Source organism: Clostridium thermopalmarium DSM 5974 (assembly GCF_002995795.1).
GTDB lineage: Bacteria > Bacillota > Clostridia > Clostridiales > Clostridiaceae > Clostridium_H > Clostridium_H thermopalmarium.
In genome coordinates, this window is the sequence record NZ_PVXN01000053.1 from 69,374 (window position 1) to 81,484 (window position 12,111).

General features: G+C 30.4%; 12 protein-coding genes. 10 read left to right on the forward strand and 2 right to left on the reverse strand.

All coding sequences use genetic code 11. The annotated features are described in order from the left end of the window. Positions 1-25: 25 nt before the first annotated feature. Positions 26-1,141: a glycosyltransferase family 4 protein gene (locus tag CPAL_RS09370; RefSeq protein WP_061858046.1), complete on the reverse strand. Its 1,116-nt coding sequence runs from the start codon at positions 1,139-1,141 to the stop codon at positions 26-28. A gap of 148 nt (positions 1,142-1,289) precedes the next feature. Between CPAL_RS09370 and CPAL_RS09375 the strand changes: the two genes are divergently transcribed. From CPAL_RS09375 to nifS, 9 genes are all read left to right on the forward strand, one after another. Then, positions 1,290-2,300, forward strand: coding sequence for a CotS family spore coat protein (locus CPAL_RS09375; RefSeq protein ID WP_061858045.1), 1,011 nt, complete (start codon positions 1,290-1,292; stop codon positions 2,298-2,300). A 46-nt stretch (positions 2,301-2,346) separates the two neighbouring features. Further along, entirely contained in the window at positions 2,347-2,541 is a 195-nt protein-coding gene (locus tag CPAL_RS09380) for a hypothetical protein (protein WP_061858044.1), read from the forward strand. Between the two features lie 11 nt (positions 2,542-2,552). Further along, entirely contained in the window at positions 2,553-3,311 is a 759-nt protein-coding gene (locus CPAL_RS09385) for a hypothetical protein (RefSeq protein ID WP_061858043.1), read from the forward strand. Between the two features lie 12 nt (positions 3,312-3,323). Next, entirely contained in the window at positions 3,324-4,352 is a 1,029-nt protein-coding gene (locus tag CPAL_RS09390) for a CotS family spore coat protein (protein ID WP_165815312.1), read from the forward strand. 142 nt (positions 4,353-4,494) lie between these two features. Beyond that, positions 4,495-4,929: an RrF2 family transcriptional regulator gene (locus CPAL_RS09395; RefSeq protein ID WP_061858041.1), complete on the forward strand. Its 435-nt coding sequence runs from the start codon at positions 4,495-4,497 to the stop codon at positions 4,927-4,929. A gap of 43 nt (positions 4,930-4,972) precedes the next feature. Beyond that, positions 4,973-5,902 (forward strand): cysteine synthase A, encoded by a 930-nt coding sequence (gene cysK / locus CPAL_RS09400; protein ID WP_106024483.1) that lies wholly within the window; start codon positions 4,973-4,975, stop codon positions 5,900-5,902. A gap of 116 nt (positions 5,903-6,018) precedes the next feature. Then, positions 6,019-7,155, forward strand: a complete 1,137-nt coding sequence (locus CPAL_RS09405) for a cysteine desulfurase family protein (protein ID WP_106024593.1) — start codon at positions 6,019-6,021, stop codon at positions 7,153-7,155. Next, the gene (gene thiI / locus CPAL_RS09410; RefSeq protein WP_061858039.1) at positions 7,152-8,303 is read left to right on the forward strand and encodes a tRNA uracil 4-sulfurtransferase ThiI; all 1,152 of its coding nucleotides are present in this window, start codon (positions 7,152-7,154) and stop codon (positions 8,301-8,303) included. Before CPAL_RS09405 ends, thiI begins: the two co-directional genes overlap by 4 nt. Positions 8,304-8,432: 129 nt before the next feature. Next, the gene (nifS, locus tag CPAL_RS09415; RefSeq protein WP_106024594.1) at positions 8,433-9,584 is read left to right on the forward strand and encodes a cysteine desulfurase NifS; all 1,152 of its coding nucleotides are present in this window, start codon (positions 8,433-8,435) and stop codon (positions 9,582-9,584) included. A gap of 87 nt (positions 9,585-9,671) precedes the next feature. On the opposite strand, the gene CPAL_RS09420 is transcribed toward nifS, so the two are convergent. Continuing rightward, complete coding sequence (locus CPAL_RS09420; protein WP_061858038.1) at positions 9,672-10,799, reverse strand: glycosyltransferase family 4 protein; 1,128 nt, start codon at positions 10,797-10,799, stop codon at positions 9,672-9,674. A gap of 210 nt (positions 10,800-11,009) precedes the next feature. On the opposite strand from CPAL_RS09420, the gene CPAL_RS09425 reads away from it, so the two are divergent. Beyond that, a complete protein-coding gene (locus tag CPAL_RS09425; protein WP_061858037.1) occupies positions 11,010-12,020 on the forward strand; it encodes a CotS family spore coat protein in 1,011 nt (336 codons plus the stop codon). Positions 12,021-12,111 lie beyond the last annotated feature (91 nt).

Below are 12,111 nucleotides of genomic sequence, written 5' to 3' on the forward strand. Positions count from 1 at the left end.
AACAGCGGGATTATTTAAATTATATTTATCTATTGCAGATTTTTTCATAGGCCTTAAAGGTATTTTCAGCAGTTTTTTTCCAAGAGAATTTTGAAGCTTGTTTTAAACCTTTTTCTCTTAAAATTTCTCTTAGCTTTCCATCATTAAGCACTTTTTCTAAAGACTTTTTGAGTTCATCTTCGTTATAAGGATTGATTAGTATAGCGCTGTCTTCTACTATTTCAGGTATTGATGTAATATTTGAAGTAATAACAGGGGCACCACAGCTCATTGCCTCTAGAGGTGGAAGTCCGAAACCTTCATATAGAGATGGATATACAAAAGCATCACAGGAATTATAAAAAATAGGAAGTTCTTCTTTAGGTATAAATCCAGTAAATATTATCTTAGAAGCTAGATGAGAGTAAGAATTGCTTAGGTACTCTCCCAAATCTTTTTTTGCACCTCCTATTACTAGAGTGTAGTTTTTCTCCTCTAGATTAGGTAGAGCTCTTAAAAAGGAATTTATTAATGCCCTTACATTTTTTCGAGCACTAAATCCACCTATATATAAAATGAAAGGTTTAGTGATATTATATTTTTTTGCTAAAAATTTCTTGCAGTTATTCTTATCTAAAGGCTTGTATATACTATCTGCAGCCAGTGGTGTTACGAAGATTTTATCTGGGTCAATAGGGAAAAATCTTAGTATATCTTTTTTTGAGTATTCTGACACGGTGATTATTCCATCAACATTTTGTATAATGTTAGGCACTTCTCTTAGGAATTTTAATAAATATCCGCGTCCTACGGTTTCAGGCATAATGTAAGGTATTAAGTCGTGAACAGTAATCACTTTTTTGCATTTAGCATCTATATTTAATCCAATGCCGTTTTGAGGCACGTGATAAATATCTATATTCTCACGTATTAAGTCATAAGAAAAATAATTTTGTTCAAAAAATCTAGTATGACGTTTAGAAGTCATAACTATTTCCGTATTATCTCTTTTATATTCGTCATAATTTAACTCTGACCAATAGAGTCTATAATAATTATCTTTATATAAATCTATTAAGTTTTTAACGATATTTTCTGTATAAGTACCAATTCCAGTACCTCCATACCAATTGATACCTCTAGCATCAATGGCTATTCTCATTAAATCCTCTCCTTATAATCCTTATATAGTATTAATATTAAACAATTGGTGAAAATGTGATATACATATCCAATATTTACTATTATTCACACACTAAAAAAATTATTCATATACTAGAAAGAGAAAAAAGATTTTGGAGGAAGGTTCCTTGGACGCAAAGGATGTAAAAGCAATAGTTGAAAAGGAGTATGGAGTTAGGGTAAGTAATATAGAACCTTTGAAGAATATATATAAATTGAACATTTCCAATAAAGAATTCTGTCTTAAGGTTATCAAGTATGAATTTGGGCATTTCTTTTTTATTCTTAGCGCTATGAAGCATCTTCAACAAAATGGATTTCATAAAATACCTGAGATAATAAAAACTCAGGAAGGAATGGATTATATAGAACTTGAGGGCAGTTATGCTTATTTAACGCCTTGGGTTAATGCAAGACATTGCAACTATGATAATCCTTTAGATATAAAAGAAGCTACACTGAAGCTAGCTGAACTTCACATAAAGAGCAGAGGTTTTAATGTTACAAAGGAAATGAAGCCTAGAATAGGATGGTTAAAGTGGATAGAAACATATAAAACGAGAAAAAATGAAATTCTTGACTTTAAGCATAGGATAAGTAAGAAAGAAAAGCTTTCTGAATTTGATGAGATGTATTTAGAGATTATGGATGATGAGCTAAAAAGGGCAGATAGGGCTATTAAAAATTTAATAAATAGCAGTTACGTAGAAAGTATGAAAAAAGAAATAAAAGATAGAAGCTTCTGTCATCATGACTATGCATATCACAACGTTCTTATAGATAATGATAATCAGATTAATATAATAGATTTTGATTATTGTATATTAGATACGCATTTGCATGATTTATCAAGCCTTTTAATAAGAAGGATGAAATATGGAAAGTGGGATTTGAAGAATGTTATAGAAATACTTGATGTATATAACTCAATAAATAAGCTATATGATGATGATATTCCAATAATGGCTGCTTTTATGGAATTCCCTCAAGACTATTGGCAAAGAGGAATACAGTATTATTGGGAACAAAAGCCTTGGGGAGAAGAGTTTTTCATAAATAAACTTGAAAAATATATTGAAGACAGAGAGCAGAAACAAGAATTAATAGAGCAATTTAGGGAAACCAAATTAGGTGGTTAAATTATCCATTGTCCTAATTATTAAAAAATAGTTTGGGGGGATAAGAATGAGCAAGGATGAAAAATATGAAATTTTAGAATACGATCTACAGGATATTGATATAGATGAATATGAAAAAGAGGTTGATAGAGTGAAGCAGCATATTAAGATGTTAAAAAAACTGAGAAAAAAACAGGAGAAGCTTAGAAAGCTAGAAAAGGAGAGACGTCATTTAATGAGAAAAATGAAGAAGGATAGATAGGAGTGAAGTTAATGATAAGCTTATATGATAATTCCTTTTTAAAATATTGTAGTGAAAAAGGAATTAAACAAATAGATTTTCAAAATGATAATCTATTTAGAAAATCCCTTAATAAAGATGACATAATAGAGCATATGCATACATTAAGTAAGTTTCATAAAAAGATTAGTGGGTACAACAATTATATAGGGTACAGATTAGAAGATAAAAGAGGAAGAATGGTAGAGCAATATAAAATATATATAAGAAAGGTAAAACGACAATATGAATCCATAAAAAAAAAATCTGAACTAAGTAGTTTTGAAAAGCTTTTGCTATATCATGGAGATGAGTATTTAAAGAGAGCAGAGAATTGCATAAAAGTGATATATGAAAATGGATATTTAGAACTTATAAAAAGAAGTATGGATAGAAATGAAATTTGTATAGGAGATACTTCCTTTGCCAATCTTAGGATGAGGGAGCAAATAGAGGTTAATGATTTGAGCAAGTGTGTTTATGATTTAGTTGAAATTGATGGGGCAGATTTTTTACTTAGATTAATAAAAAAAGGATTAGATTTAGACTATGAAAATTTAGTGAAGGAGTTTTGTAAGATAGAGGGCTTGGATTCAAGAAGTGAAAACTTTATAAAAGCAGTAATATCCTATCCTAGTGAGTTTATGAAATACTGCATTAAGTATAATAAAAAAAATAAAATGAAAAATAGGGATAAGTATGAAGCTAAGCTTCATAAATTAGTTGAGGAGGCTTTTATGAGCTTAATATAGGGGGTGGGGAGAATGTTAGAGAATATTAGATTTAAGGATAAAAAAGCTTTAATACAATATGATTTAAATATAGACATTTTTAAAAATTATAATTTTATTGTTGAAGATGTAATTCCAGTTCGAAAGGTTTTTATATTAATTACTAATAAAGGAAATAAGATTCTTAAACGACTTAACTATGGAATAGAAGATTTAGAATTTATACAACAGGGAGTAGATTATATAAAAAAGCGTTTCTTTGATAGGGTGTTTAACTATGAACTGACAAAGGAAGGAAAAGCTTATGTTGTTTGGAAGAAGCATATTTATACTGTTATGGATTTAATAGAGGCTAGAGAAAGCGAGTATACTAATCCTATAGATGTAAATATAGCATCACGTGGTCTTGGAGAACTTCATAAAGCCAGCGAGGGATTTAGATATAAAAATAAAGCTAGATATGCTTGCGGAAACACCATAAATAGTTTTAAAAGAAAACTTGAAGAGATGGAGTTATTTAAAAATATAGCTATTTTAGGAGAGGATAAAACAGAATTTGATAATATATTTTTAGAGAATATTGATTACTATAAAAAGCAAATAGAGGAAAGCATAAAAATTTTAGAAAAATCTAATTTCTATAAGTTGTGCAGCGAAGAAGATAAAGTAGTATTATGTCATCATGATTTAGCTCATCATAATATATTAATTAAAGATGAAAAGGCATATTTTGTAGACTTTGACTATTCTATAATAGATTTAAAAATTCATGATCTATGCAACTTTATAAATAAGGTGGAAAAATTTTCGGCTTATGATATTGAGAATGCTAATAGAATAATTGAAAATTATTGTGAGAGTAACGATATAGATAAGAGGGAATTAGAGGTTTTATATGGAATGTTAGTATTTCCACAGGATTTTTACAATATATCTAAGGCATATTATACAAGAACAAAGGAATGGGATTATGATACCTTTTTAGAAAAATTAATAAAAAAGAATAATTTTAAAAATGATAGAGAAGAGTTTTTAGAAAAGTTTAGAACTTTGTTATCTTGAATTATAATATAATTAGCAGAATAAAAACATAAGTTTAGGTTAATATCTAATATTAGCCTAAACTTTTTTTATTGACAAAAAAATGAATTTGTAATATAATCCTATTAAACCAGTAGTTTTAATCGGGTTAAGGAGTGTTTATATGAAAATATCTACTAAAGGAAGATACGGACTAAAGGCTATGGTAGATTTAGCTCTTTATTCTAGCAGTGAAAGCAGCATAACTTTAAAGAGCATATCTGAAAGACAAAATATATCTGAGAGATATCTTGAGCAAATTTTCTCTGTACTCAGAAAAAATGACTTGGTAAAAAGCATAAAAGGACCTCAAGGAGGATATATGCTGAGCAAGCCAGCAAAATATATAAGTGTAGGAAATATTTTGAGAGTTCTTGAAGGTGAACTTCATATTGTATCAGAAGAAGAAAATGGTGATAAAGTTGCAATGTGTATAAAAGAAACTGTATGGAATAAGATTAATGAAAGTATCGATAAAATAGTAGATTCTATAAGCTTAGAAGATTTAGTATGGGAATATAATAATTCAAATAGTGAAGGATATATGTTTTATATATAAATTACAAGATGTTTATGTGTTTAAATTATAAGGAGGGATTCTCATGAAAATAGCAAGAAATTTAACTGAGTTAATAGGAAATACACCTATGATGGAGCTTGTCAACTATGATAAAATAAATGACTTACAAGCTAATATAATTGCAAAGCTAGAATACTTTAATCCAGCAGGCAGCGTTAAAGATAGAGTTGGTTATGCTATGATAGTAGATGCTGAAGAAAAGGGAATTATAAATAAGGATACAGTAATAATTGAACCTACAAGTGGTAATACAGGAGTAGGACTAGCATTAACAGCAGCTGCAAAGGGATATAAATTAATCATAACAATGCCAGAATCCATGAGTATTGAAAGAAGAAAAGTTCTAAAGGCTTATGGAGCAGAGCTTGTATTAACTCCTGCAGCTGAAGGAATGAAGGGAGCTATTGCGAAGGCTGAAGAAATAGCTAAAAACACTCCAAATTCATTTATTCCTCAACAATTTGCTAACCCAGCAAATGCTGATATTCATAGAAAAACTACAGCAGAAGAGATTTGGAGAGATTCAGAAGGAAAGGTAGATATATTCGTTGCTGGAGTTGGAACAGGCGGAACTATAACAGGAGTAGGTGAAGTGCTAAAACAAAAGAATCCTAATATTAAAATTGTGGCTGTAGAACCAATGGATTCACCAGTATTATCAGGTGGAAAGCCAGGTCCACATAAGATTCAAGGAATTGGTGCTGGATTTGTGCCAGAAGTTTTAAATATAGAGGTAATAGATGAAATAATAAAGGTTAGCAATGAAGATGCATTTGAAGCTACTAGAGAGCTTGTAAGAACAGAAGGATTATTTGTAGGAATATCTTCAGGAGCAGCAGTTCATGCAGCTAAAGTATTAGCGCAAAGAGAAGAGAACAAAGGTAAAAATATAGTAGTATTATTGCCTGACACAGGTTTAAGGTATCTTTCAGAGCCTGTATTTGGAGAATAGAAAGCTGTTTATAAAATATAATAAAATTAATGCATAAAACTTTCCTCAGTTGGGGAAAGTTTTAATTAAGTTTTGTGAATATTTTTAAGAGGAGGTGTTGGTGAGTGGTTGAAAAAATAGAAGTCTATATGGATAATAGCGCTACTACAAAACCTTATGATGAGGTTATAGAGACTATGGTTGATGCAATGAAAAACTATTATGGAAATCCTTCTTCTGCACATATTCATGGAATAAGGGGAGAAAAAAAGCTAAATGAGGCCAGAGAAATAATTGCAAAAACTTTAAATTGTACTAAAGATGAAATTATTTTTACTTCTGGAGGAAGTGAAAGCAATAACTTTTTAATAGGTGGATTTGCAAAGAAGGGTGTCCATATGATAACTTCCTCAATAGAACATCCTAGTGTACTCAATACCTTCAAAGAACTAGAAAACCAAGGAGTAAGAGTTACTTATCTGAATACAGATAGTAGTGGAAGTATAAAGCTTGATGAGTTAGCTAACAGCATAACCAAAGATACTGTTTTAGTAAGTATTATGCATGTAAATAATGAAATAGGGATAATTCAAGATATTAATACTATTGGAAAGATTATAAAAGAAAAGAGCAGTAGAGCAAAATTTCATGTAGATGCTATTCAAAGTTATGGAAAGCTTGATATAGATGTTAAAAGAGATAATATAGATTTACTATCTATTAGTGGACATAAAATACATGGACCTAAAGGAATAGGAGCAGCTTACATAAAAAAAGGCCTTAATCCAAAGCCTTTGATATACGGTGGAGGACAGGAGAGAAAGCTTAGAAGTGGAACGGAAAATCTTCCTGCTATTGCTGGATTTGCTGTTGCAGCGGATAAAAAGGCTAAAAACTTGAAGGAAAATTTTCACAAGGTTCAGGAAGTAAAGCAGTATTTTATAGATAAGCTTAAAGATATAGATGATATAAGAATAAACAGTAAAGGAGCAAAGTTCTCTCCATATATATTGAGCGTATCTTTCAAGGGTGTTAGAGGAGAAGTACTTCTTCATGCCCTAGAAAATGAAGGAATATATGTATCTACTGGTTCTGCATGTTCATCAAGATTGCATGAAAGAAGTCATTCTTTAGAAGCTATTGGTCTTACGGAAGAAGAAATGGAAGGAACTATAAGATTTAGCTTTAGTGAATATAATTCTAAAAAAGAAGTAGATTATGTAATAGAAGTACTAAAGAAATCTTTGAATTTTCTAAGGAGATTAAGAAAATGAGAAAATTAATTTTGATAAAATATGCATCCGAAATATTTTTAAAAGGATTAAATAAAAAGAGCTTTGAGCAAAAGTTGTTAACAAACATAAAAAGAGCTTTAAAAGGACTTGATTATGAATTCAGCATTGATCAAAACAGATGGCTTTTATATTCTGAGAATTTAGAAGAAGTCATTGAAAGAGTAAGAAAGGTTTTTGGAATAAAGGAGCTTGATTTAGTTACAGAAGTAGATGCAAATCTTGAGGCAATCAGTGAGGAGGCTTTAAGAGAAATCAGAGAAGTAAATCCTGCTACTTTTAAGGTGGAAACAAAAAGAGCAAATAAAAAGTTCCCTATGAATTCTATGGAGGCTAGTAGGAAAGTTGGAGCATATATATTAAGAAATAGTAAAGATTTAGAAGTAGATGTTCATAATCCTGGAGTAGTAATAAATGTGGAGATAAGAGAAAAAGCATATATTTACTCAACCTCAAGAAGGATAAAGGCTGTAGGCGGTATGCCTTATAAAACAAATGGAAAAACTATGCTTATGTTGTCAGGGGGTATAGATTCCCCTGTAGCAGGGTATATGATGGCAAGAAGAGGGGTAGAATTAAGTTGTGTTTATTTCCACAGTCCTCCTTATACTAGTGAGAGAGCAAAAGAGAAGGTAAAGGATTTAGCAAAGATATTAAAGGGCTATACTGGAAATATAAACTTATACGTTGTACCTTTTACCAATATACAAATGGCTATTATAAACAAATGTCCTGAAGATGAATTGACTATAATAATGAGAAGGTTTATGATGAGATTAGCTTGTAAGTTAGCTGAGAAAAATGAAATTCAATCAGTTACAACTGGAGAAAGCATAGGACAGGTAGCGAGCCAAACTATGGAAGGCTTAGTTGCAAGCACTGAAGTTGCAGATAGACCAGTATTTAGACCGCTTATATCCATGGATAAAGAAGATATTATGGATATAGCAAAAGAAATAGGCACCTATGAAACATCTATACTTCCATATGAGGACTGCTGTACAATATTTGTACCAAAGCATCCAAAAACAAAGCCAAAAGTTCATTTCTTGAAGAAATCTGAAGAAGCTTTAGATGTGGATAAATTAGTTGAAGAAGCACTAGAAAACACAGAACTTATCAGATTATAAATTAAGCAAGAATTTAAATCTATTATATGATGATAGGACCTACCTTTGTTATAATGATAAGAGAAGTTTTATAATATAAAAGGAAAGGGGAGAAATAAAGGCTGCATGTATGCAGCCTTTATAAATAACATGAGCAAAAATATCTATTTAGATTATGCATCAACCACATTTATAAAAGAAGAAGTGTTGAAGGAAATGATGCCATATCTTACTGAACATTTTGGTAACCCTTCATCCATTCACTCTATGTCAAGAGAAGTTAAAAAGGCTGTGTATGATGCCAAAATAAGAACTGCTAAGGCGATAAATGGAAGTAGAGAAGAGATATTCTTTACTTCAGGAGGTACAGAGGCTGATAACTGGGCAATTAAAGGAGTAGTCTTTAGGAACAGGGATAAAGGGAATCATATAATAACAACAAAAATAGAACACCATGCAATTTTAAATTCTTGCAAATATTTAGAAGAACAGGGGTTCAAGGTTACATATTTACCAGTAGATGAAGAAGGTATTATAAAAATAGAAGATTTAAAGAACGCCATAACAAAAGATACTATTTTGGTATCAATAATGTTTGGAAACAATGAAGTTGGCAGTATTCAACCAATAAAAGAAATAGGAAAGATATGTAGAGAAAAAAATATAATATTTCATACAGATGGGGTACAGGCAGTAGGTTCAGTTCCTATTGATGTAAATGAGCTAAACATAGATTTATTATCCATGTCTGCACATAAGTTTTACGGACCAAAGGGCGTAGGAGCACTTTATATAAGAAAAGGAACAAAGATACATAATCTAATACATGGAGGATCTCAGGAAAGGGCTAGAAGAAGTGGAACAGAAAATGTGCCAGGAATTGTAGGACTAGGCAAGGCAATAGAATTAGCCTCAGAAAGTCTTGAAAAGGAAAGAGTTAGATTAACTCATTTAAGAGATAAGCTTATTGATGGTCTTCTTAAAATTCCTAATTCTAAGTTAAACGGCCCTATTGGAGAAAAGAGGCTTCCAGGAAACGTAAATATAAGCTTTAAGGATGTAAATGGAGGAACAATGCTTATGGCTTTAGATGAAATGGGCATTTTTGCATCCGCAGGAAGTGCGTGTACAGCAGGATCTTTAGAACCTTCTCATGTATTATTAAGCCTAGGTTTGCCAGAAGATATGGCGAGAAGCTCAGTTAGATTTACTATGGGCGCAAAAACCACAGAAGAAGAAATAGACTATGTAATTGATGTTATGCCAAAGATTGTGGAAAGAATAAGAAACACAAATATATAAGAACTTCGGTACGCAAATTGAAAATTGACGATGGAGACTCTCCATCGTCAATTTTCAATTTTAAAATAAATTGCTTCATAGCTTATTTTAAATTTTTATTATATTTTTGTATGCTTTTAGCGTGTTTTCAGCAGTTTTTACCCAGCTAAACTCAGAGCTTCTTTTTAAAGATTTATCAATAAGGTTATTTCTAAGGTGTTTATCTTCAAGAACTTTGTACATAGACTCATATAATTCATCTATATCATAAGGATTTATAAGGATGCCAGCATCTCCTACAACTTCAGGAATAGAGGTCAAGTTTGAAGCTATTATTGGAACACCGCAAGCCATAGCTTCTATAGGTGGAAGACCAAATCCTTCATAAAAAGAAGGGTATACAAAAAATTCACAAGCGTTATAAAAGATTGGCATATGTTCTAAGGGGATAAATCCAGGAAAAATAACCTTATCAGATATGTGCAAATCATCAGCAGTCTTCTTATATAAGCTATAGGATTTGCCCTGTTTCCCAACTATAACTAGCTTTAGGTTGCTATTTTTTAGTTTATTGTGTAGTTTACTAAATGCTTGAATCAATCCTACAATATTTTTCCGAGGGCTAAAACCACCTACGTATAAAACGTAATCATCTTCTATAAAATAGTTTTTTTTCATAAAATCTTTGCATTGCTTTTTATCAAGAGGAATATATATATCTTCATTGGCTAAGTGAGTAACAAATATTTTATCTTCTGGGAAATCAAAGGCGTTTAATATGTCTTTTTTTGAGTAATTAGATACTGTGATTATTCCATCACATTTTGAAATTATGCTAGGCATTTCTCTAAGAAATATTTCTAAGTATGCTTCTCCAACAGTCTCAGGCATTTTATAAGGTATAATGTCATGAAGTGTTATTATAAAAGGACAAGTTTTTTCTTTAGGAAGACCTATACCATTTTGAGGAACGTGGTATAAATCCATATCTTTGCTTTTCAATATATTAGGAATGTTAACTTCGTCCCAAAAAGTTCCTTTCATATCTTGTGATATATTTCTTATTTTATAATTATTATTAAATTTAATATCACAATTGCTATCCTTAGGCATAAAAAGCAAATATTCGTTGAAAAGGTCTATTTTATTTAAAGAATTGATTAATTGATAGGTATAAGTACCTATACCTGTTCCTCTATACCAATTTGCAGCTCTTGAATCTATTCCTATTTTCATAAAGCATCCCTTCAAAAAATAATAGCTACAGTTTAGTATATTAGAGCTAAGTAAAAAGTGTTAATAAATACTTTAATAAATACTTTATATAAAAGGATATATTTCAAAGTCTGTGGAATTATTTATATTATTATCCATTGAATAGTATTTATTAAAAACAATTCTAAATATGTAATTTTAGTCATATAAATTTATAGGGAGGCGATAACAATGATGAGGGAGTTTGAAATTGAAAGACAATTTGATATTAGAATCGAAAGTATAAAGCCCAATAAAGGGGTATATTTTTTAAAAACAAATAAAGGAGCTAAGTGTCTTAAGAGAATAAATTATGGTATTCAAAAACTTTGCTTTGTATACGGGGCAAAAGAGCATTTAATAAATAATGGATTTACCCGTGTGGATAAGTACAATTTAAACATTGAGGGAGAGCCTTATGCTCTTGTAAATGAAGATATATACACTTTATCAGAATGGATTGAGGGAAGAGAATGTGACTTTCATAATGATGATGATATAGTTATTGCAGCTAAGGCTCTAGCGAATATGCACATAGCTTCAAAAGGATATGATCCTCCAGAAAATAGCAAGTTAAAAACAGATCTTGGGAGATGGCCTCATCTCATGGAAAAAAGAGTTAAAGCCTTAGATAAGATGAGAGATATGTCAAGAAAAAGAAGTAGGAAAGGAGAGTTTGACGTTAATTATGTAAAGAATGTTGAATTCTATAAGGAACTTGGGAAAAGGGCAATAAAGGTTTTAAATGATTCTAATTACATGGAGATATGCAAAGTTACGGATGAAGAAAAGAGTTTTTGTCATCATGATTATACTTATCACAATATAATAATAGATAAAGATAACAATGTAAATATAATAGACTTTGATTATTGTAAGAGAGAGGTAAGAGCTTATGATATTTCAAACTTTATGACAAAGGTTCTTAAAAGAAGAGAATGGGATATTAATTGCGCAAATCTTATTATTGATGCTTACAATGAAGTTAGTCCTTTAAGTAAGGACGAGTATAGGGTATTGTTTGCCTTTTTACTATTTCCTCAACGTTTCTGGAGACTAGGAAATAGATATTATTACAATGAGGTTAACTGGGCTACAAATACATTTAATAAGAAAATAGAAGCTCTAATTTCTGAGCAAGAGCAGTATATGAAATTTATAGATGAGTTTAAGAAAGTTTATAATCAGAAAGAGGATTTATGATAGAAGAGATTTTTTTGTAATAAGGCCATATAAGTATATATACTTATATGGCTTTATTATAATAATTTGATAAAAAGTGAAAAATATACTA